At 37.2% G+C, this 22,624-nt stretch carries 23 protein-coding genes; 14 read left to right on the top strand and 9 right to left on the bottom strand.

The genetic code is table 11. The features are described 5' to 3' along the window. Nucleotides 1-2: 2 nt before the first annotated feature. Nucleotides 3-2,480 (bottom strand): endonuclease MutS2, encoded by a 2,478-nt coding sequence (locus tag DW103_RS06860; protein WP_122274922.1) that lies wholly within the window; start codon nucleotides 2,478-2,480, stop codon nucleotides 3-5. A gap of 14 nt (nucleotides 2,481-2,494) precedes the next feature. Then, nucleotides 2,495-3,913, bottom strand: coding sequence for a PDZ domain-containing protein (locus DW103_RS06865; protein WP_122274923.1), 1,419 nt, complete (start codon nucleotides 3,911-3,913; stop codon nucleotides 2,495-2,497). 201 nt (nucleotides 3,914-4,114) lie between these two features. On the opposite strand from DW103_RS06865, the gene DW103_RS06870 reads away from it, so the two are divergent. The 11 genes from DW103_RS06870 to DW103_RS06920 all read left to right on the top strand — a co-directional run bounded on the left by DW103_RS06870 (nucleotide 4,115) and on the right by DW103_RS06920 (nucleotide 14,642). Continuing rightward, on the top strand, nucleotides 4,115-4,699 hold the full coding sequence (locus DW103_RS06870; RefSeq protein WP_122274924.1) for a nucleotide exchange factor GrpE: 585 nt from the start codon (nucleotides 4,115-4,117) through the stop codon (nucleotides 4,697-4,699). Between the two features lie 132 nt (nucleotides 4,700-4,831). Then, nucleotides 4,832-5,989 carry a molecular chaperone DnaJ gene (gene dnaJ / locus DW103_RS06875; RefSeq protein WP_122274925.1) on the top strand — a complete coding sequence of 386 codons (1,158 nt, stop codon included), beginning with the start codon at nucleotides 4,832-4,834 and terminating at the stop codon, nucleotides 5,987-5,989. 239 nt (nucleotides 5,990-6,228) lie between these two features. Beyond that, the gene (locus DW103_RS06880) at nucleotides 6,229-6,981 is read left to right on the top strand and encodes a hypothetical protein (protein ID WP_122274926.1); all 753 of its coding nucleotides are present in this window, start codon (nucleotides 6,229-6,231) and stop codon (nucleotides 6,979-6,981) included. After that, entirely contained in the window at nucleotides 6,953-7,336 is a 384-nt protein-coding gene (locus tag DW103_RS06885; protein ID WP_122274927.1) for a GtrA family protein, read from the top strand. The genes DW103_RS06880 and DW103_RS06885 overlap by 29 nt, the downstream gene beginning before the upstream one ends. Nucleotides 7,337-7,341: 5 nt before the next feature. Continuing rightward, complete coding sequence (locus DW103_RS06890; protein ID WP_122274928.1) at nucleotides 7,342-8,274, top strand: glycosyltransferase family 2 protein; 933 nt, start codon at nucleotides 7,342-7,344, stop codon at nucleotides 8,272-8,274. 51 nt (nucleotides 8,275-8,325) lie between these two features. Further along, the gene (locus tag DW103_RS06895) at nucleotides 8,326-9,525 is read left to right on the top strand and encodes a uracil-xanthine permease family protein (protein WP_122274929.1); all 1,200 of its coding nucleotides are present in this window, start codon (nucleotides 8,326-8,328) and stop codon (nucleotides 9,523-9,525) included. 153 nt (nucleotides 9,526-9,678) lie between these two features. Next, entirely contained in the window at nucleotides 9,679-11,085 is a 1,407-nt protein-coding gene (potA, locus tag DW103_RS06900) for a polyamine ABC transporter ATP-binding protein (protein ID WP_122274930.1), read from the top strand. A gap of 16 nt (nucleotides 11,086-11,101) precedes the next feature. Next, a complete protein-coding gene (locus DW103_RS06905; RefSeq protein ID WP_122275040.1) occupies nucleotides 11,102-11,875 on the top strand; it encodes an ABC transporter permease in 774 nt (257 codons plus the stop codon). Beyond that, entirely contained in the window at nucleotides 11,872-12,672 is an 801-nt protein-coding gene (locus DW103_RS06910) for an ABC transporter permease (RefSeq protein WP_122274931.1), read from the top strand. Before DW103_RS06905 ends, DW103_RS06910 begins: the two co-directional genes overlap by 4 nt. A 5-nt stretch (nucleotides 12,673-12,677) precedes the next feature. After that, nucleotides 12,678-14,006, top strand: a complete 1,329-nt coding sequence (locus DW103_RS06915; RefSeq protein ID WP_122274932.1) for an ABC transporter substrate-binding protein — start codon at nucleotides 12,678-12,680, stop codon at nucleotides 14,004-14,006. Between the two features lie 21 nt (nucleotides 14,007-14,027). Beyond that, nucleotides 14,028-14,642, top strand: a complete 615-nt coding sequence (locus DW103_RS06920) for an HAD family phosphatase (protein ID WP_122274933.1) — start codon at nucleotides 14,028-14,030, stop codon at nucleotides 14,640-14,642. Between the two features lie 149 nt (nucleotides 14,643-14,791). Here DW103_RS06920 and DW103_RS06925 read toward each other — a convergent pair whose 3' ends face one another. Together DW103_RS06925 and DW103_RS06930 are read right to left on the bottom strand one after the other, a co-directional pair. Further along, on the bottom strand, nucleotides 14,792-15,475 hold the full coding sequence (locus tag DW103_RS06925) for a queuosine precursor transporter (RefSeq protein ID WP_122274934.1): 684 nt from the start codon (nucleotides 15,473-15,475) through the stop codon (nucleotides 14,792-14,794). Nucleotides 15,476-15,577: 102 nt separating this feature from the next. After that, the gene (locus DW103_RS06930; RefSeq protein ID WP_122274935.1) at nucleotides 15,578-16,249 is read right to left on the bottom strand and encodes a DUF2490 domain-containing protein; all 672 of its coding nucleotides are present in this window, start codon (nucleotides 16,247-16,249) and stop codon (nucleotides 15,578-15,580) included. 111 nt (nucleotides 16,250-16,360) lie between these two features. On the opposite strand from DW103_RS06930, the gene DW103_RS06935 reads away from it, so the two are divergent. Further along, entirely contained in the window at nucleotides 16,361-17,032 is a 672-nt protein-coding gene (locus DW103_RS06935) for an SGNH/GDSL hydrolase family protein (protein WP_122275041.1), read from the top strand. Nucleotides 17,033-17,035: 3 nt separating this feature from the next. Here the strand turns inward: DW103_RS06935 and DW103_RS06940 are convergent, their stop codons facing one another. The 5 genes from DW103_RS06940 to coaW all read right to left on the bottom strand — a co-directional run bounded on the left by DW103_RS06940 (nucleotide 17,036) and on the right by coaW (nucleotide 21,743). Beyond that, complete coding sequence (locus DW103_RS06940) at nucleotides 17,036-17,770, bottom strand: LytTR family DNA-binding domain-containing protein (RefSeq protein ID WP_122274936.1); 735 nt, start codon at nucleotides 17,768-17,770, stop codon at nucleotides 17,036-17,038. Then, nucleotides 17,767-18,846 (bottom strand): sensor histidine kinase, encoded by a 1,080-nt coding sequence (locus DW103_RS06945; protein WP_122274937.1) that lies wholly within the window; start codon nucleotides 18,844-18,846, stop codon nucleotides 17,767-17,769. The genes DW103_RS06940 and DW103_RS06945 overlap by 4 nt, the downstream gene beginning before the upstream one ends. Nucleotides 18,847-19,134: 288 nt before the next feature. Beyond that, entirely contained in the window at nucleotides 19,135-19,260 is a 126-nt protein-coding gene (locus DW103_RS18585) for a hypothetical protein (RefSeq protein WP_255418440.1), read from the bottom strand. A 145-nt stretch (nucleotides 19,261-19,405) separates the two neighbouring features. Then, nucleotides 19,406-20,779: an aminopeptidase P family protein gene (locus tag DW103_RS06955; protein ID WP_122274939.1), complete on the bottom strand. Its 1,374-nt coding sequence runs from the start codon at nucleotides 20,777-20,779 to the stop codon at nucleotides 19,406-19,408. Between the two features lie 121 nt (nucleotides 20,780-20,900). Beyond that, nucleotides 20,901-21,743, bottom strand: coding sequence for a type II pantothenate kinase (coaW, locus tag DW103_RS06960; RefSeq protein ID WP_122274940.1), 843 nt, complete (start codon nucleotides 21,741-21,743; stop codon nucleotides 20,901-20,903). 91 nt (nucleotides 21,744-21,834) lie between these two features. On the opposite strand from coaW, the gene DW103_RS06965 reads away from it, so the two are divergent. After that, nucleotides 21,835-22,179 carry a hypothetical protein gene (locus DW103_RS06965; protein ID WP_122274941.1) on the top strand — a complete coding sequence of 115 codons (345 nt, stop codon included), beginning with the start codon at nucleotides 21,835-21,837 and terminating at the stop codon, nucleotides 22,177-22,179. Between the two features lie 15 nt (nucleotides 22,180-22,194). Beyond that, nucleotides 22,195-22,620: an anti-sigma regulatory factor gene (locus DW103_RS06970; RefSeq protein WP_122274942.1), complete on the top strand. Its 426-nt coding sequence runs from the start codon at nucleotides 22,195-22,197 to the stop codon at nucleotides 22,618-22,620. The last annotated feature ends 4 nt before the right edge of the window (nucleotides 22,621-22,624 follow it).

Genomic DNA, 22,624 nt, shown 5'->3' on the forward strand with positions numbered 1-22,624 from the left:
TTTTATTCAAGTTCTACAACTGTAATACCTGCTCCTCCAAATTGTATATGTTCATCATGATATTGCCGTACCCCGGGAACAGTATGTAGATAATCACGTATCAATTGTCTTAGAATGCCGGTTCCTGTTCCGTGTAAAATGCGTATTCGGGAAGCTCCTACTTGTATGGCATCGTCTACAAAATAAGTGACAGTTTGCAGTGCCTCGTCTCCTCTCATTCCTCTAACATCTATTTCTTGTTTGAAGTTCAGTTTTTTCTCATGCATATCGTCTGTCGTTTGAGCACTGACAAAGGTACTTTTAAGGATTTCTTTTTTGATTTGCCCTTTACTTACTTTTTCAAGCTGTTCTAGTTTAACTGTACTTTTTATCATACCGAATGCGACAATAGCCTGTTTACCCTGCAATTCCATAACTATACCAGCCGAAACTTGTCCTTTCAGGCGAACGTTGTCACCAATTCCGATGATATCTCGATTAAATATTTGTTTGGCGGCAGGAACGTTCTGTTTTTGTTTTTTTCGCTCTTTACGTTCCTGTAGTTTTGCCATTTTTCGGGCTATTTTATCATCATTTTCTTCCGTAGCAGTTACAGAAGCTTTAAACTCTTCTAATGCTTTACGGGCAAGTTTGGTTTGTTCTTTCTCTGCTTGTGCTTCTTTGATTTCTCGGATGGTATTTTCTATTTTGGCATTTGCTTCGGCTAGAATATGTTGAGCTTCTTCTTTTGCTGTTCGTATTATTTCTTTCCGTTGCTTGTTAACAGCTTCTAAATCTTGCTCATATCGAGACGTAATATCTTCCAGCTTTTTTTCCTGTGAACGAATATTTTGACGTTTGGTTTCCCAATATCGTTTATCACGTACGATATCTTGCAAATACTTGTCCATATTGATATAATCAGAACCAACTTTGTTTGAAGCATCAGTAATTACATCTTCTGGCAAACCAATTTTTCGAGCTATTTCTACGGCAAAAGAACTACCAGGGTTTCCGATTGAAAGTTTGAACAGAGGCTGCATCATATGACGGTCATATAGCATTGCTCCGTTTACGATACCTTCTGTATCTTCGGCAAAATGTTTTAGATTCTGATAATGCGTTGTAATTACGCCATAGCTCTGATTTCGATTAAAACGCTCAAGGAGTGCTTCTGCGATAGCTCCTCCTATTTGAGGTTCTGTACCACTTCCGAACTCGTCTATCAAAATGATTGTGTTTTCATTGCAATTTTTGACAAAGTACTTCATGTTTGTCAAATGTGAGCTGTAGGTACTGAGGTCATTCTCAATGCTTTGTTCGTCACCAATATCAATAAAAATATTTTCGAATAGACCGGTACGTGAACGTTCGTATAGAGGAATAAGTAAACCACATTGTAACATATATTGCAGCAATCCTACTGTTTTCAGGCAGACTGATTTACCGCCGGCATTCGGACCAGATATAATCAAAATGCGTTTTTCCCCATCTAACGTAATGTCTAATGGAACGACTTGTTTATTTTGTTTTTGCAGGGATAAATAAAGTAAAGGATGTATGGCTTGTATCCAATCAATCTGTTGTTTATCCTCTACTGTTGGTTTAATGCCTTTTATTTGTTCGGCAAAAAGAGCTTTGGCACGTATAAAATCTATTTCAGCTAAAAAATCATATGATTGCAGAATATCCAGAATCAGAGGACGAACGAAATTTGTAAATTCTGTTAGGATTTTTATAATTTCCCGGCGTTCATCTCCTTCAAGTTCACGAATACGGTTGTTGGCTTCTACTACAATTTCAGGCTCTATAAATACCGTTTTACCGCTGGCGGATTCATCATGTACGATACCTTTGATTTTTCGTTTAAATGCAGGAGCAACAGGAATCATCAATCTCCCATCACGCATTGTCGGAGTAACATCCTTGTCTACAACGCCATCCGATTGCGCTGCACGTAAAATGGATTGAAGGCTTCGGGATATACCGTTTGTTGTCGTATTTATTTCTTTACGAATTTGAGTTAATGCAGGGGAAGCACTATCTTTTATACGTCCGAATTTATCTAATATAGTATTGATTTTTTCGATTAGCTGTGGAAAAACCATAACATCGCCAGCTAATGCTGTTAAGGCCGGATATTTAATTTCTTCACTTTCTTCCTTCGTTGGACGAAAAAAACGGATAATGTCATTGATTGTTTGAAGAGAACGTTTCAAGTCGAACAATTCTTTTTCATCGAGCCAAGTGCCTTCAGGTCGTATACGTTTTAGCGAATAGCGTACGTCAAAAAAGAAGCTGGCCGGAAATTCCACATCTCCGTGTAAAATACGGACAAATTCGTCTGTTTGCTCTAAATGCTCTATCACTGTAGTATAGTCGGCAGAGAAACTCATATTTGCGACTCGTTCCTCACCGAGTGGGCTTAGACATTTTTCGGCTATATAACTCCGGACTTTATCAAAGCCCGTTTTTTGTTCAAAATTTGATGGGTATATCACGTGTTGTAAATACTTTATTTAACTTCAATCGTCACAGACCGACGAATGGCTGGACGAACGATTATTTCCATTTTCTCCTTACCCCGTTTAATATTAAATGTACAAGCATTATTACCGGAAGGATTAATATACGGAGCGTAATAGTATAGATAGGCAAAAGCTGATAAACTTTTTGAATTCTGAATAGCATCGGCTATTTGCGGATATTTGAATGTATCCCAATACATACAACGCTTGAAACCATTGGCATCAGTGAAACGCGTTTTAGGGTCACGGTATTTCATCGAACTGGTTATAAAACTTTTATATGCGGCAGAAAACTCTTCGGCTGTGTAACTCATTTTGTGATTGTTGATTTTTTCAATAACATCGAGTGTACGTAAACCTGCAGCATAGGCGGGTGAATTACGATCGACTTCTGCAACAGTACTCATTTGGTCGATATCGAAACTCAGACCTGTATAATTATATGTCTTTTGGTCTATTTTAAATTGTACATTACGACTGTATTTGACATATGGATATTGCATACACATCAATGGTACATGGATACGGGCATATTCATCCAAATGATATGCATCTTCAAGCAATTCATTCGCTTCACATTCCCAGAGAATACGACCTGGTACATCACGCTGATCAACTAGACGGAAACCAAATTGTAACAGATATTCAGCTTCTGCTTCCGCTGCAGTGTAATTCAAGAATGGAAACTGCTCCATTTTGCTGTGTAGGAAGTTATATCGATAAGTTGGTTCTTTATCAATCAAAATTTTGTTTGCTCCTTTGAAATTAGGATTTTTGTCAAAAAAATAGTATGTCTGAACTAAAATATCCGGATTGTTAATATCAACAGTCAATCCTTTTTTAGTCAGTTCTTTTTCAATACTTTCATTGATTACTGTTTCCAGTTTACTGTTGTTTTCGTCAATAGCAGTAAATGCAAATGTCTTAAACTCCCCAAAATCAACCGGTTCGGATGTTGCGGTTGTTTTAAACGGGCAGGTAAATTCTCGTTCGCTGGTAGTTTCCGGACTATACATGGAAAAAGCAGTGGCAAGCTGATCTTCTGTAATAGCATTGTTTTTTTTACATTCTTTTTTCACAGACACTTGCTTAGAAGGGGTTGCCAGATTGGATATTGTAAGTATCACTTCTTTTTTTCCTGCAGGATTGAGCATCTCTTCAATCTCTTTGGGTGAGATTTCGTTTGTTTCTACTCCATCAATAGCCAGAATAATGTCGTTTTGTTTTAAACCAGCCTGTTCCGCAGGTGTATAGGGGATAATGCCTGTGATGACAGGTCTGTTTGTCCCCCAATTATTACTTTGACTGATATCATAATTGATGCCTAACCGACAAATAGCCCGGTTTTGAGCGTATCCGGATAAAAATGCAAAAAGAAGTAATGCAGACAAAATTATTTTCTTCATATTAATTTCTTCCTGTTATAAACCATAATTAATAACACAAAGGTAAAGATATTTTCGATGTTTTAGAACAGTTGGCAGTATATTTGATGTTATAAAGGTGTACAACAGGCATCATTTGAACATCCGTATGGGTAATATAATTATTTATCAAGTGAGGTAAATGTCTGATAATTAGATTGTAATAAAAATATATAAATCGTTATGAGTAAGATAAATTTTAATAGTAAAAGAGAAACAGCTGACAATAAAAGCGATCAGAACATTGATGATACGACAAATTTGCAGGAAGAACAGGTAAATGCGGCAGAAGAAACTGCTGTTGCTGACAATCTGACGGAAGAGTTGGATGAGTTGAAAAAAAAGTATAATGAACTAAATGATTCGCATCTTCGTTTGATGGCTGAATTTGATAATTATCGTAAACGTACATTGCGCGAAAAGGCTGATTTAATTAAAAATGGGGGGGAGAGCGCTTTGACTCATTTGCTTCCGGTTGTTGATGATTTTGAACGGGCATTACAAAATATTCGAACAGCTGAAGATATTAAAGCCGTAATGGAAGGAGTGGAACTGATTTATTCGAAATTTATCTCATATCTTGCTCAACAAGCAGTTAAGCCGATTGAAACTGTCGGTTTGCCGTTTGATGCGGAAACTTCTGAAGCTGTCGCAATGATTCCGGCTCCGGAACCTGATATGAAGGGTAAAGTATTGGATTGTGTACAAACTGGTTATACATTGCACGATAAAGTAATTCGCCACGCGAAAGTGGTTGTAGGAGAATAATTTGTCAATGAGGCGATTCCCTGAATGTGCCAACATGCCAATAAAGTAGGCACTGCGGAATATCGAACGTTTCTTTTATTGGCATATAGGCAAATTAGCAAATTGTCACATTATAGAAAACAAATACGAAAGATGGCTAAGAGAGATTATTACGAAGTGCTCGGTGTCAATAAAAATGCATCGGAAGAAGATATAAAGAAGGCTTATCGGAAGAAAGCCATTCAATTTCATCCAGATAAAAATCCTGGAGATAAACAAGCGGAAGAGAATTTTAAGGAAGCTGCTGAGGCTTACGATGTATTGAGCGATTCTCAGAAACGTCAGCGTTATGACCAGTTTGGTCATGCCGGAGTTGGTGGAGCAGCTTCAGGAGGCGGCTTTGGTGGTGGAATGTCTATGGACGATATTTTCTCGCAATTTGGGGATATTTTTGGTGGACATTTTGGAGGCTTTGGCGGTTTTAGTGGTTTTGGAGGAGGTTCGCGCAGCGGACGTCACGTGAATCGTGGTTCGGATTTGCGTGTCAAAGTAAAGTTGAATTTAAAAGAAATTGCTACTGGCGTCGAAAAAAAGATTAAAGTTAAGAAATATGTAACTTGTTCAAAATGCCATGGTAGCGGTGCCGAAGATGAACATAGCTCGAAAACTTGTGAAACTTGTCATGGTAGTGGAGTTGTGACACGTATAGCCAATACAATATTAGGGCAGATGCAGACACAATCTACTTGTCCTACATGTGGTGGAGAGGGCAAAATTATTGTAAAGAAGTGTTCTGAATGTAATGGCGAAGGTATTATACGCGATGAAGAAGTGATTACAATAAATATTCCGGCTGGTGTAGCCGAGGGTATGCAATTATCTATGAGTGGCAAGGGAAATGCGGCTCGTCATGGAGGAATTAATGGTGATTTGTTGATTTTAGTAGAGGAAGAACCTCATCCAGAACTGATACGCGACGAAAATGATATATTGTATAATCTGCTTTTAAGTTTTCCCCAGGCAGCTTTAGGTGGAACTGTAGAAGTCCCAACTATCGATGGCAAAGCTAAAGTGAAAATAGAACCAGGTACACAGCCCGGTAAAGTACTTCGTTTGCGTAATAAAGGACTTCCTTCTATTAATAGCTATGGAACTGGTGATTTACTGGTGAATGTAAGTGTATATATTCCCGAAACTCTTTCAGCTTCGGAAAAGGAAATATTGAATGGATTGGAGAATTCACCAAACTTCCAACCTAAGAAGTCTGTGAAAGAGAAAATATTTGATAAGTTCAGACACATGTTTGATTAATAATCCGAATCAAATAATAAGCTATAGCATTACCTGGAAATTCTTATTGTCGATGTTAAGATATTTTCAGGTAATGTTATTTATAAAAGATTGATTTATTAAGTTTATAGTCCAAAGTTAAATTTCATAATCAGCCTTTGTCCCTTTTTCTTCTTTATATGAGGCTTTTCTCACGAAAAAGAACTACTTTTGTTTTGTTTCTTGTTTATTGGATATATACATAACTAAAAAACAGGTCTATGAAAGAGGATGGTGATGTATTTAAAAAGTTCCGGGAGTCTTTTAGTAAGATGGACGGACATTTCCATATATTAGAACAGCGCGTACCGGTTGAACTTCAGATGGAGTATTTTAAATATTCCGAACAGGTGAAAAAAAATAAGCCGGATTGGGATGATTTTGATTATGCCACTTTTTCTGAGAGTTTGGCAGATCCGGAAGTCACAACAGAACGTAAAAAGTATATTTTGTCTGCGTTGGCAACATCCCGCCAGGTGAAAGCTTATCGAGTGTTGGAAAGTTATGTGCAGGAGCCGGGACAAGATGTGCGTGATTGGGCATATATGGCTTTGATGGAGAGCCGGATATCGCTTGAATCGGAATTATCTGACGAAAAACAAATTTATATATCTACGGGATTGGGAGGAAAAGGTGAAAAATTGCGTTTTTATGTATTAATGCTTTCGACAGCTTTGAAACCTTTTCTCGAATATCAGCGTAAAGTTATAGAACGTGAATTTGCTTATTTGTTGTCGAAAGAGGATTGCGAGATAGAGCGTTTGACAATAAAAGAACAATATGTTGAATTGGTCTTTTTAATACCGGTTCGTGCCAATATAAAACTAACATTGGATAAAGTGATTGGTGAATGCAATCAATATGGTAATTTTCTATCAACAATTTTTACGATTACAAATGTAAAGGAATTGTCGGGTGATGAAATTGCGGAGATTATAAGAAAGCATGAGGAAAACGGTAAAGCAAGCCATTAAATATGGCATTGTAGGAGTTAGCAATACATTGATAACCATGGCTGTCATTTATATAATGATGAAGCTGTTGGGATGTAGGGAAGGGTTGTCAAATATAACGGGGTATGTGGCAGGCTTGTTGAATAGTTTTGTTTGGAATAAACAGTGGACGTTTAAAGGCAGTGAGTCTGGATGGAAAAAAAGTGCCTGGCGTTTTAGTCTTGTTTTTATTGTTTGCTATTTACTACAATGGGGATTGGTGACTTTCCTAAATGCGAATCTGACTATCGACCATTATTATAATCATTTGATAGGAATGGCGTTTTATACGGTGATTAATTTTGTAATGAATAAATTCTATACTTTTAAAGCTTAGAATAAATGAAAAAATTATCGGTTATTGTACCTTGTTACAATGAAGAATTAGTGATAACTGAATCATACCGTCGAATAAAAGAGGTGTTGATGTCACTTCCGAATCCAACAGAAATTATCTACATAAATGATGGGAGTCGGGATAAAACTCGTTGGATGCTGGATAAAATTGCAGCATCTGATTCAAAAGTCAAGGTTATTCATTTTTCACGAAACTTCGGCCATCAGCCAGCCGTTACAGCTGGCATTAATAATTGTGATGCGGATTTAGCTGTTATTCTTGACGCTGACATGCAAGATCCTCCTGAAGCAATTCCTGCAATCTTAGCATTACAGGAAAAGGAAGAGGCTAATGTTGTCTATTGTGTACGTAAGTCCCGTGAAGGTGAAAGTCTTTTTAAAAAGTTTACGGCTAAATTCTTTTATCGTTTGATGAATTATATGAGCGATGTGAGTTTCCCTTTAGATACAGGTGATTTCCGTATGATTGACCGTAAGATTATGGATCAGTTTGACCGTTTTCAGGAGCGTGGCAAATACATCCGAGGATTGATAAGCTGGTTGGGGTATAAGCAAATTCCGTTCTACTATGAGCGAGAAGCCCGTATTGCCGGTGAAACGAAATATCCATTTAGTAAAATGTGGAAATTTGCTTCAACGGCGATGCTTTATTTTTCTAAAAAACCGTTGCGTTTGGCCATTAGCTTAGGCTTTATTGCAGTATTGGTGGGTATTGTGTTAGCTATCTGGTTTACCTTAGGTAAAATATATGGTTTTAGTAATGCGGAGACGGGCTGGACATCTATTATGACATCTGTTATTTTTTTTGGTGGGGTTCAACTATTGACTGTCGGTGTACTCGGACAATATGTGGGTATCCTTTTTGATGAAATAAAAGCACGCCCGGAATATATCATTGACGAGAAGAAAAATTTCTGACGGGTAATAAAATTAAGTCAAGCTACGTGAAAATATAAATCTTCTGTTTTTATGGAAAACGATAAACAATTGGGGGTTCTACAGAAAACGATTGTTGGAGTCCAATTCCTTTTTGTGGCGTTTGGAGCAACGGTTTTGGTCCCTTTATTGGTCGGGTTGAATCCTTCTACAGCCTTGTTTACGGCAGGAGTAGGTACACTTGTGTTTCATTTGGTAACAAAAGGAAAAGTGCCTGTTTTTCTTGGGAGTAGTTTTGCATTTGTTGCACCTATTATGAAAGCTACTGAATTATATGGGTTATCAGGAACAATGTCTGGACTGGTTGCTGTAGGTGCGGTTTATGGATTGATGAGTTTACTCATTAAATTGCATGGTGTTGGCTTTATTAAGAAATTATTTCCTCCGGTAGTAATAGGACCTGTTATTATTCTTATCGGTTTATCTCTTGCTGGCTCCGGAGTTAATATGGCAAAAGAAAATTGGTTACTGGCTTTGATTGCTTTATTAACAGCTATATTAGCTTCTCTATTGGGACATGGAATGTTACGGCTTATTCCGATATTTTGTGGTATTGTAATAGGATATGCTGCTGCCTGTCTATTTGGGCAGGTCAATTTTGACTCAATTATAGAGGCTCCGTGGTTTGCCATGCCTCAATTTGTGAAACCTACTTTTTCGTGGGAAGCAATTATATTTATGATACCAGTTACAATAGCTCCGGTAATTGAACATATAGGAGATGTATATGCTATTAATGAGGTAACAGGTAAGGATTTTGTAAAAGAACCGGGACTTCAGCGTACGATGTTAGGAGATGGACTGGCATGTATTATAGCAGGTTTGATAGGTGGTCCTCCTGTAACTACCTATTCTGAAGTAACAGGAGCTATTTCATTGACAAAAATAACAGACCCTGCTGTAATACGGATTGCAGCTGTATTTGGTATTATTTTTTCCGTGTTTGGGAAAGTAAGTGCTTTACTCGAATCGATACCGGCTTCAGTGTTAGGGGGAATTATGCTACTTCTGTTCGGAACTATTGCTTCAGTTGGTATCAACAGTTTAATCCAAAATCGAACTAATTTGGGGGATACTCGTAACTTGATTATTGTTTCCTTGATTCTTACGTTTGGTATTGGTGGTGCTGTCATCGAATTCGGGAGTTTTACAATGGCTGGAATAGGCCTATCTGCTTTACTTGGTGTAGTCTTAAATTTGATGTTGCCGAAGAGTAAAATGATAAGTCACTAAAATTCCGATTTTTTCGAACCAATGTTGCAATAAAAAAGAAGGAACGATTTGCTGATAGCAAACGGTTTTCCCAATTAATTGTATACCTTTGTGCTGCTTTTATGGAAAAGAGCAGATTGTATGTTTAATCAGTTTTGGTAAAAGGTATAGTTTATGCAAAAATCAGACTGCATCATTGGTGTGGAACATGTCTCTAAATTCTTTGGAGATAAGGCTGTATTAAATGATGTGAATTTATTTGTTCGTAAGGGCGAATTTGTGACCATTCTAGGACCGTCCGGTTGCGGTAAAACAACTTTATTGCGTTTGATTGCCGGCTTTCAAACGGCTTCGGAAGGGGTTATCACTATTGCAGGAAAAGAGATAACACAAACACCTCCACATAAACGTCCGGTAAACACAGTATTTCAAAAATATGCTCTTTTCCCACATTTGAATGTATTCAACAATATAGCTTTCGGTCTGAAATTAAAGAAGATATCTACGACTGTCATAGAAAAGAAAGTGAAACAAGCGTTGAAAATGGTCGGTATGACAGATTATGAATACCGTGATGTCGATTCACTTTCAGGAGGTCAACAACAACGTGTTGCTATTGCTCGTGCTATAGTAAATGAACCGGAAGTTCTTTTACTGGATGAACCGCTTGCCGCCCTCGATCTTAAAATGCGTAAGGACATGCAAATGGAATTGAAAGAAATGCACAAATCGTTAGGAATCACATTTGTCTATGTGACCCATGATCAGGAGGAGGCTTTGACCCTGAGTGATACGATTGTTGTTATGAGTGAGGGCCGTATTCAGCAAATTGGAACCCCGATTGACATTTATAATGAACCTATAAATTCTTTTGTAGCCGACTTTATCGGTGAAAGTAATATATTGAATGGCATGATGATTCAAGATAAACTAGTCTCTTTTGCTAATCATGAATTCGAATGTGTTGATGAAGGTTTTGGCAAACAAGTCCCTGTAGATGTCGTTATTCGTCCGGAAGATATATATATATTTGAACCATCTGACGCAGCTATGTTAACCGGTACGGTCACTTCTTCCATTTTTAAAGGTGTTCATTATGAAATGATGATACAAACTCCTGAAGGATATGAATTTATGGTGCAAGATTACCACTGTTTTGATACAGGCCAGATGGTTGGTTTGTTGATAAAGCCGTTCGATATCCATGTGATGAAAAAGGAACGTATATGTAATACGTTCGAAGGAAAGATTGTTGATACAACTCATGTTGAATTTTTAGGTTGTATATTTGAATGTAAGGAAATTTCCAATCTTGAACCGGGTACTTGGGTACAGGTAGAGGTGGACTTTGATAATGTTGTACTTGAAGACAATGAGGAAGATGGAAAACTGACAGGTGAAGTTAAATTTATTCTATATAAAGGTAACCATTACCATTTAACCGTATTTACGGATTGGGATGAAGATATCTTTGTTGATACGAATGATGTGTGGGATGATGGAGATCGAGTTGGCATCACCATAGCTCCCGAAAATATCCGGATTGTTCAAACCATTAATAAAAAGGGATGTGATAAATAATATTTCTGCATTTTTTATGCGGCGTAAGAATTGGACAATTCCTTATGCATTATTTCTGGCTGTTTTCGTCGTGATGCCTTTAGTATTGATTGTAATATATGCATTTACGGATGCTGATGGAGTTTTTACATTCGGTAATTTTCGAAAATTCATGTTACATCCTGAGGCCATAAATACATTTGTGTATTCTATCGGGATAGCTATCATCACGACGTTAGCTTGTTTGATATTGGGTTATCCTGCTGCCTATATCCTGAGTCAGACGCGTTTTAATACTTCCCGGACTATGGTAGTTCTTTTTATTTTACCCATGTGGGTAAATATTCTGATACGGACATTGGCTACAGTTGCATTATTCGATTTTCTTAATTTACCGTTGGGTGAAGGTGCATTAGTGTTTGGCATGGTTTATAACTTTCTCCCTTTTATGATTTATCCTATTTATAATACGTTGCAAAAAATGGATCGCAACCTGATAGAAGCTGCGCAAGATTTGGGAGCTAATCCTTTCGAAGTTTTTACAAAGGTTATACTGCCATTATCAATGCCTGGTGTGATGAGTGGTATTGTTATGGTGTTTATGCCGACCGTTTCTACTTTTGCCATAGCGGAGTTACTGACGATGAATAATATAAAACTTTTTGGTTCTACTGTGCAGGAAAATATATATAATGGCATGTGGAATTATGGAGCTGCTCTCTCTTTAATCATGTTGTTGTTGATTGGCATTACTATTCTTTTTACCAACGAAGATGACAATACTTCTAATGAAGGGGGAGGTGTGATATGATGACAAAAATAATGGCAAAAGCCTATCTTTGGTTACTATTATTATTACTTTATTCACCTATCTTTATTATCATGGTTTTTTCCTTTACCGAAGCAAAGGTATTGGGTAACTGGACTGGCTTTTCAACAAAATTGTATAGTTCGTTGTTTTCAGGAGGTGTACAACGTTCATTGGTAAATGCTTTGTGGAATACATTTACTATTGCTATGATAGCCGCTACTATCTCGACCGTATTGGGTAGTATTGCAGCCATAGGGATTTTTAATTTACGTTCGCGTACACGACAAATCATGAATTTTGCAAATGCTATTCCGATGATGAATGCTGATATTATTACAGGTGTATCGCTATTCTTATTGTTTGTCAGTTTCGGCATATCACAAGGATTCACAACGGTTGTATTGGCACATATTACCTTTTGTACACCTTATGTTGTCTTGAGCGTGATGCCTCGTTTGAAAAAAATGAACCAGAATGTTTATGAAGCAGCATTAGATCTTGGGGCAACTCCATTTCAGGCTTTGCGTAAGGTGATTTTTCCAGAGATACGTCCGGGAATGATAAGCGGCTTTATCTTGGCTTTTACTTTATCTATTGATGATTTTGCCGTGACAATCTTTACGATAGGTAATGAAGGATTGGAAACACTCTCTACTTTTATTTATGCTGATGCGAGAAAAGGTGGACTAACACCGGAATTACGTCCTTTGTCTACTATTATTTTTGTGACAGTTTTAGTTTTATTGATTGTGATTAATAAACGGGCTGAAAAATCCAGAAGTTTGGATAATAGATAGAAAGAATGAATAATTTAGTAAAAATATTAATCGTTTTTGCGTCCTGGGGACTTGTTTTTTCTTCATGTAGTCATGCGGATGAAGCGCGTAGCCATATTTTGAAAGTGTATAACTGGGCTGATTATATTGATGAAGATGTATTGGCTGAATTTCCTGCTTGGTATAAGGAACAAACAGGAGAGGAAATCCGTATTATTTATCAAGTTTTCGATATCAATGAAATCATGTTGACTAAAATTGAACGTGGGCATGACGATTTTGATTTGGTATGTCCATCGGAATATATTATAGAGCGAATGCTGAAGAAAAATTTGTTGCTCCCTATAGACCGTAATTTTGGTAAAACACCAGATTATCTAAAAAATGTGTCTCCTTACATTGAACAACAACTAGATAAATTAAGTCAACCTGGGCGTAAAACAACCGATTATGTTGTACCTTATATGTGGGGAACGGCTGGTATCCTATATAATAAAAAGTTCATTTCTGAAGAAAAAGTCACAAGCTGGGAATGCCTTTGGAATTCTGAAAATAAAAATAAAATTTTAATGAAGGATAGCTACCGGGATGCTTATGGTACTGCTATTATTTATGCGCATGTCCAAGAGTTGGCGAACGGAACGGTTACAGTTGAACAATTGATGAATGATAACTCACCGGAAGCTATTGCTTTGGCTGAAAAGTACTTAAAACTATTAAAACCCAATATTGCCGGATGGGAAGCCGATTTTGGAAAAGAGATGATGACAAAGGGGAAATCTTGGCTGAATTTAACTTGGAGTGGTGATGCTGTATGGGCAATCGAAGAAGCAGATGCTATTGGAGTAGATTTAGGTTATGAAGTTCCTCAAGAAGGTAGTAATATTTGGTATGATGGTTGGGCTATACCTAAATATGCGCGTAATGTAAAAGCAGCCAGTTATTTTATTAATTATCTTTGTCAGCCGGATATTGCTCTTCGAAATATGGATGCAATTGGTTATGTGAGTGCTGTTGCAACTCCTGAAATTCTGAAAGCAAAAGTAGATACGACTATCACCAAAATATCAGATTTAAGCTATTTTTTCGGTCCTGAAGCAGATAGTGTCCATATTAACAATGTGCAATATCCAGACCGTAAGGTTGTTGAAAGATGTGCTATGATAAGGGATTTTGGTGATAAGACGGAGTCGGTTCTTGAAATGTGGAGCCGGGTAAAAGGTGATAATCTGAATACGGGTATCGTTTCATTGATATTTGGAGTATTCGGTCTTTTATTTGTTTGGTTAGTTTATCAACGAATACGACGTTATAAGCAACACAAACGTTTTCACAGGCGTCGTCGCCATTGGTAAAACCTTAAAGAAAAGAGGTCTATGGACGGTATTAAGAATTTGATAATAGATTTTGGTGGAGTAATTATAAATCTGACCCGTAATAGATGTATCGATGCGTTTGAACGTCTGGGAGTTACGAATATCCGGGAGAATATTGCCAATAATTATCAGCATAAAGATCTTTTTATGCAGATTGAGCTCGGTTCTATCACTTCTGAAGAATTTCGCGATGGTATTCGCCGTTTGACACAACAATCTTTAAGCGACGAACAAATTGATACAGCATGGATTGCTATGCTTGATGATATACCTGCTTATAAACTGGATTTGCTGTTGGAGCTTCGCAGGCTATATAATGTAATGTTACTAAGCAATACGAATGAAATACATTGGAATTGGTCCGAACAAACTTATTTCTCTTACAAAAACCATCATGCTGTTGATTTTTTCAATAAAATATATTTGTCTTACAAGCTGCACATGTTGAAACCTAACGTTGATATATTTGAATATGTTCTTGCTGATGCCGCTATTCGTCCGGAGGAAACCCTATTTATTGATGATGCTATCCCTAATTGTCGGACAGCTGAATCTCTGGGTTTAAAGACATATACTCCGCAACCCCGTGAGGACTGGTCTCATCTTTTTAAATAATTTGTTGTCGACTGAATTTGTTAATTAGCCGGATTTTTGAAACAAACTTGCTTCATACTGTTTCTATAGACAAAATCTAATCAAAAATAACTGATTTTGAGGTGAATGAGTGGACCGGAATATTTGGAAACGATTAATATCCCTGTCGGCTAGATATCTTTTACTTTTAATATATTATATGATGTTCCAACATCATATACATCACTTCCATCCACCTTCTTAATGTATTTTACTACTCGGATAGTGACAGGGAGGATGATTACTTCATACATGGATTTCAATATTGCTTGTGTTCCAATCATAATCAACAAATTTTCGGTAGGAATCAGTCCGGCAAAAGCAATAGGAAAAAATAATATTGAATCTGCGCTTTCACCAGCTAATGTGGAAACGATAGCTCGTAATGAGAAATGTTTTCCATTCGAGGCAATTTTCATCTTACTCATTACATAAGCATTTAGAAATGAACCGACCAAAAATGCAATCAGACTGGCAATTGCAATACGTGGAGCCATTCCAAATACAAAATTGAATCCGCTTTCACCTTCCCAAAAAGGTGCGGCCGGGAGCATAATTGCCAGTTGGGCGAATCCGATAACTAGAAAATTGGATGCAAATCCACTCCAGATAATTAATCGTGCTTTCTTAAATCCCCATACTTCAGCTATACAATCGTTAATAATATAGGAAATAGGAAATACAATCAATCCGGCAGTAGCGGTGATTTCACCAACTTGGATAACTTTTGTTTCTAATAGGTTGGAAGCCACCAGACAAATATTGAAGAGGATGCCCAGGAGCATAAAAGATACAGTTACAGTTGTCTTCTGCATAATTCTTGTTTTTTACGAGGTTTAGCAAGCACTCGGGAAGGAATATAAGTCCTCCACTGCATGTCAAATGATTATTTAGGTTGCAAAGATAAGGAAATATTTTTAGAAACGGTGAGAATAGGTAATTCCGATAGCATGTTTATAGTTAACAGGGTCATAAGTATTAAAAATGTGATAACGGTAGTAGACTTGTATGCTGTTTTGTTTATTCAATTTATAGTCACTTCCTGCCGATAATCGTATTCGGTCTGTATGCATTTTACCATGATGCCCTGCATCATTGAATAGTTCGGCATATATGAAAGGTACTAAACCTGATTTTCCTATTTTGCAAGAAACAGTAAGCATCGAGCGCAGATAATTTTTAGGATATTCCGCATGAATTTTATAGGTACTTTGAAATCTCTCCCGTATAGAAAAAGTGAAGATACTTAAAGGGTATGTTCCACAGGCGTAAATATAATAGCGATTTCGTAGTTCATCCGATGCTTTATAACGGCAAAGCGACATATAGCCAATTCCTGCTTTCAGATTATGAGTAATAAGATAATTGATTTCTCCGGTGGTCAGAAACCATTCAGCTTGTCGGAAATCATCTCGGGGACGAATATCTTCTTCAATTAAAAAAGAAAAGTTATGATATAGTTTACCAGACATGCTTATTTTGAATGCTATTCCCGTCCCATCCATCGCCAAGAGTGCTTCATATGGTATAACAGAAAGTAATAGTATGGATAAGATGTAAAATAGATGGCATATATAATTGTTCTTCATGACACAATAAAATATTTGTTTGATTTAGTTTGCTTACAAAGATAATGGATATTTAGATTAATGATTAACTTTGTCCACATTAACAAATTAATATTTAAAGTTCCTTTTATTATGAAGAACATAAAACAAATTCTGATGATAGTTGCTTGTACTCTGGCAACTTCAACGCTTTTTGCCCAAAATGATTGGGCTGGGTTTAATCGTTATGATGCAGACAATAAGGCTCTACAAACCGCTCCCAAAGTAGTTTTTATGGGAAATTCTATTACAGAAGGTTGGTGGAATAATGATCCTGATTTTTTTAAGGTAAACAATTATCTCGGACGTGGTATCAGTGGACAGACATCGTCCCAGATGTTAGTTCGTTTTCGTACTGACGTTATCAACTTAAAACCGAAAGCTGTTGTTATTTTAGCCGGAACGAACGATATTGCACAAAATACCGGCTATATAGCTTTAGAAAATATATTGGGTAATATTATTTCTATGGCAGAGTTGGCAAAAGCTCATAAAATCAAAGTGTATCTTTGTTCAGTATTACCTGCATACGATTTTGGCTGGCGTAAAGGTTTGGAACCTGCTCCAAAAATTGTTAAGCTCAATAAGATGATAAAAGACTATGCCGATAAAAATAAGATGACTTATGTCGATTATTATTCCAAACTGGTAGACGACCGTGGAGGCTTACCTGAAAAGTATTCTCAAGATGGTGTACATCCTACTCTCGAAGGATATAAAGTAATGGAAAATATTATATCTAATGCCTTGAAATCTGTCAAATAGATTTTATATTTTTCCCAAGGAATGTTTTTTAAGATAGTTATTGAACTTTTCTTTATATTGATTGCCTATAGGGATGTAAATATCTTTCCCATACAAAATGCGGTTGTTGGTCACAGCTATTATTTTTTGTAGGTTGATGATATAAGAACGGTGTACACGCATGAATTTGTTCGCTGGAAGTTGTTCTTCCAGCGCTTTCATGCTAGCCAATGTCATGATTGGGCGCTGATTTTCTGAATAAATACGGACATATTCATTCTGACTTTCCAAGTATAAAATTGTATTGATATCCAGACGTATCATTTTATAGTCAGCCTTGACGTAAAGACTGGAAGATTCTTGTTTTGGGAGACTACTTGGACGACTTTTATCTTTTTCCAATAACTCATATTGAATCAATGCTTTGTTTGCCGCTTTCAGGAAATCACTGTAGCCAAACGGTTTCAACAGATAGTCGAGTACGTCTATTCGAAAACTTTCTACGGCATACTCGGAATACGCGGTAGTAAATATAATCATAGGTTTGTTTGTTAGCGATTTAACAAAATCCATTCCGTTTAAATCTGGCATATTAATATCGGTAAAAATTAAATCTATAGGAGTGGAAGATACTAATTTCAATGCTTCCAGCGCACTGTTACAGCTTTTCACCAATTGAAGAAATGGAACTTTGAGGATATAGCCGGAAAGCTGGCTCAGTGCCAATGGCTCATCATCTATTGCAATACATCGTATCATGACTGTATAGGAATTATCAGGAGGACTTGGTATTCGTTTTCTTTATTCTCAATGTGCAACGTATAGTTTTCATTGTACAACAGGCGAAGACGTTTCTTTATATTTTCAAGCCCGATTCCTTTATGTCGTTCTGTTTTGTTCTTGTAATTGCTGTTAACTAACAGGCAATGCAATTCCTTCAATTTAATTTCCATGGAAAGATGGATAAAAGACGGGTTACAATAGCTGATACCATGTTTAAACGCATTTTCCAGAAAAGAGATAAAGAGTAAAGGAGGTATTTGTACATCCGGTATTTCATTTGGTAGAGACATACATATATCCACTTTGTCTGTAAAACGTATTTTCATCAATCCGATATAATTATTCAAAAAACGAATTTCTTTTTCCAACGGAACGGAGGGTAGGGAAGCGTCATACAAGATGTATCGCATCAGCTTTGATAATTCAAGTACTGTATTTTTTGCTCTTTCGCTATTTATATCTATCAAAGCATGGATATTATTCAATGTATTCATAAAAAAATGAGGATTAATCTGATGTTTCAGATATTCTAATTCCGTTTGTAACGTATGTTTCTCCAATTCTTTCATCCGATGTTCATCCCGGATAGATTTGAATAGGAGTTTAATAGCGAGATTAATCCCGATAATCAGGATAATAGTCAGCAAGTGCGGCATAAAAAGCGGTTGTCGTATCATCGGTGGATGATGTATATTCGAATACTTGTCGCTTTGTATCTGTTCCCATGGGGGTCTGTTATTTTGTTTCCGCGGGTTGGGTACTTTGTCCATATTGGCAACGAGCGTAACAATAATGGAAAGAAATATGAATAGGAGGTAAAGCCATGACCTTTTACGTATCAACAAATATGGAATTAGCAAATAATTATTGATGAGAAATAACAGAAAGAAGGGAAGCATGATTCTCCAAAAATGGAATGCTTCCTGCCAGTTCGTGCCTATACTGTTTCCGATGGTATAACTATCCCATAGAGGCATAGATAAAACAACCAGCCATATAACTGCGTAAATCAGATTTTCTAATATTTGCTGCCTGTACTCTTGCTTTTCCATTACTGTCAGAATTTATGCTTGTTCAGCTTATGCTGGTTACCGGTTGTATCTTATGGATTGTTTAATACATATTATAGAAAACAAAAATACATACCTGTTCCAGTATCTTAAAAAGATATCGGTAAACAGTAGGGTTTTATCTATGAAAACAGCATTTTTACAGATTATATGGATAGGAAATAAATATTTCAGAGGTAATCTGATGGTAGGACAGGAGGAAAGTGATTATCTGCGCAGGAATCTTTCGAGCAAACAAATTTAGGTTGTTAAAAGTAAAATACAAATGCCTTAATCACGGTCGTTCTTCTTCAAATTCATGACATCTTTTATTATATACCATAAGACGAAAAAGATAAGCACTCCACCGATTAGAATGCCACCGACTTTAATTATGGAAAAAATATATTGGTCCATATTTGCCTCTGTTTTGTTATTGATTTTGTAAATGTATGAATAATAATGATAGAATAAAGGTATTTTTGAAAAAACTCGGGACAGAGAAATAAAAAAAGGCTGTCTAAAATAAATCAGACAGCCTCAATCATTAGTCCATATATTTTTATCTTAAAGCTTCTACTTCGTCTGTATGAAGAGGAATTTTTTTCCCTAATAAACGAGCACCATTCTCTGTTATCAGATAATCTTCTTCGTTACGGATACCACTAAAATCCTTATAAGTGAAGAGCTTTTCATAATTAATAAACTCGGTGAATTTATTTTCGCTTCTCCATAAATCCATCAGTTCAGGAATAAAATAAACACCCGGTTCGATAGTTAGCACAAAGCCAGGCTCTAGTTTTCGTCCCAAACGTAAAGATTTGCGACCGAACTGCGTGCTTTTGGGTTGTCCGTCGTATCCAACATATGTTTCACCTAGATTTTCCATATCATGAACATCCAGTCCCATCATGTGGCCAAGTCCACAGGGCATAAACATGGCATGTGCACCGGCTTTTACGGCTTCCATCGGGTCTCCTTTCACAAAGCCCAGATTTTTTAAGCCTTCCATTATGACTTTACAGGATAATTCATAGACATCGACAAAAGGAATTCCCGGACGTAAAGCGGCAACGGCTGTTTCATGTGCAGCTACCTGAATGTCATAAATATCCTTCTGGCGGGTTGTGAATTTAGAGTCAGCCGGAATAGTAGACGACATATCGCCGGCATATCCCATTTCCGTTTCAGCTCCGGCATCCAGCAAAAGCATATCGCCACTCTTAATCATATTACTGTGATCATGATTATGCAATGTCTGACCGTTAATTGTTGCAATAATCGGGAAGGAAAGCTCATAATTATTTTCGAAGGCTACTTCTGCAACAGCAGCGGCAACTTCACATTCGCGGATACCCGGACGAACGGTACGCATGGCGGCCAAATGCATATCGGCTGTTACGATACAGGCTTTTTCTATTTCGGCAATCTCTTCTGCACTTTTATAATTACGTTGATTGACGACGCCCATAATGAAAGGAACAGAAGGTTGTTCTGCTCCCGGAACAATCCCTAACCATTGGAAGAGTTTAATTTGATGCTCAGCCCGGTAGGTTGGCAAATAATGAATGGACTGTCCCTTTTGTTGAGCGTTTTTCAGATAGGTTTCAATCTCTTTAAACGGGCGTACTTCAGTAATACCTGCAGCTTCGCTTTTCTCTTTCAAGGTAGGTTGCGTCCCCATCCAAACAATTGCGTCGATAGTTAGTTCATCTCCAAAAATAATTTCCCGGTTGTTATCTATGTCGATGATTGCCGACAATCCTGCATATGGCAATCCGAAAAAATACAAGAAGGTAGAATCCTGACGGAAGTGATAGGTGTTATCTGCATAATTCATACCAGATTCATCATTTCCCAAAAACAGGAGAAGGCCGGAGCCTATTGTCTGTTTCAATTTAGCCCTGCGGGCCATATAAGTTTCTTTTGCAAACATAATACTGTAATTTTGTTTTAATGTTATCAAAGATAGGAAATAAATAATAATAATATGAGTTCACCGAGTATTTTTTATGCAACATCCTGTTACCTTCTAACTCTTCCACAAAATTTTCTTCTTAGCCGACTGTATGAGTCTCCGAATGATTAATATATGTCAATGCTGCTCCGATGGCAGTCCTGTATTCCGAATAGCGGGGGATATGGAAACGAATGTGATACATTTCTTCCATCTTAGGGAAAATATCTTTACATTGAGGAAGTTGTGTAAGATTTCCTATTAAGACAAAGTCTTTTATTTGGCTGTTTAGTGCAGACAAAATAGCAGCTTGTCCAATCGATTGTAACACCATGTGGATAATTCCTGACGCAATATCTTCCGGAGATGCATTTCCGTCTGTTTTTCCAAAATTGGATGCTGTGGCATCTAAAGGGAGATCCGGTAGCGGTTTATTGCAAATATCCTGAATCTGTAAGTCGATGTTTGTTAGTGTCCCTTTTAACGCCATTTCGGAAATCTGGTGAATATCTTGTGTTTTCAAAAGCAAACGTGACAAGCCCAATAATGTTCCTCCTCCTACACCGAGGCCACCTATATGTTGTATTTGACTGTCCTCTACTTTTACAAAAGAGGTTCCGGTTCCCATGCTGACGACAATCAGGTTTGTAAGTGAAGTGTTATATTGGGCCCCCATGCCATTTGCCATAAACTCATCGGTTTTTGCTGTTGGCAAACCGTATAAGGGTTGGTCTATATAGGCACTTCCGACACCGGTCAACATTACTTTTTCTATATCTGGCAGCGTGATATCATTATCGTAAATATATTTTCCAAACGCTCCGAACAGAGATGTTACCGGGTCAGTCGCTTTCACGAACATAGGTGATTTGATTTTCCCATTCTCAATACCTATTATTTTGGTGGTACTTCCTCCCACATCAATACCGATTACGACACCCATATTTAATTTTATGTAAAGTTTCTGTTAGTTTTGCTTGCAAAGTTATAACTATTTCTTACATTGCTACCTCTAATTTTAACCTTTAATATTTATGAAGATACGGCAAATACAGGAACTGACGGATGCAACGATTATATGCGGGGAAGAAAGCGTTGAGCATGATGTGCAGTACGCATTTTCCAGCGATTTGATGAGTGATGTACTAACGCTGGATTGCAATGAAATGATTCTGATTACAGGATTATGTAATATGCAGACTATCCGTACGGCAGAAGTGGCGGATGTGAGTTGTATTCTTTTTGTTCGAGGGAAAAAGGTTACTCCTGAAATGCTGCGATTGGCAACCGAAAATAATATGATTTTGATGAAAACGGAATATTCTATGTACCATGCGGTAGGAGAGTTGTATTGTAACGGCCTTTTATCTATTTATTAAGAAGGGAGGATACGCATGCAATTCAAATTCGAACTGGAAGGAGGTAATTTTTCAAAGGCAGGCTATGCATCCAGCCAGATAAAAAAAGTGTTGAAACAACTATCTATCGACTCGCACATTATAAAACGTGTAGTGGTTGCTCTTTACGAAGCGGAGGTTAATGTTGTGGCACACGCTTGGCGTGGAATCGTGCAGGCTGAAATTGATGCTGATAAAATAAGTCTGATACTACAGGATGAAGGACCGGGAATACCGGATATTGATCAGGCTATGCAAGAAGGCTTTTCTACCGCGTCTCCGGCTGTACGTGAGATGGGCTTCGGTGCCGGAATGGGATTGCCTAATATGAAAAAAAATGTAGACGAATTAAAGATAGAAAGCAAGGTTGATGAAGGTACAACTGTTCGTATGACAACCTATTTCTCAGTGAAAGGAGAATAAAGTA

Origin of the sequence: Parabacteroides sp. AM08-6, assembly GCF_003473295.1 — a bacterium.
Lineage (GTDB): Bacteria > Bacteroidota > Bacteroidia > Bacteroidales > Tannerellaceae > Parabacteroides.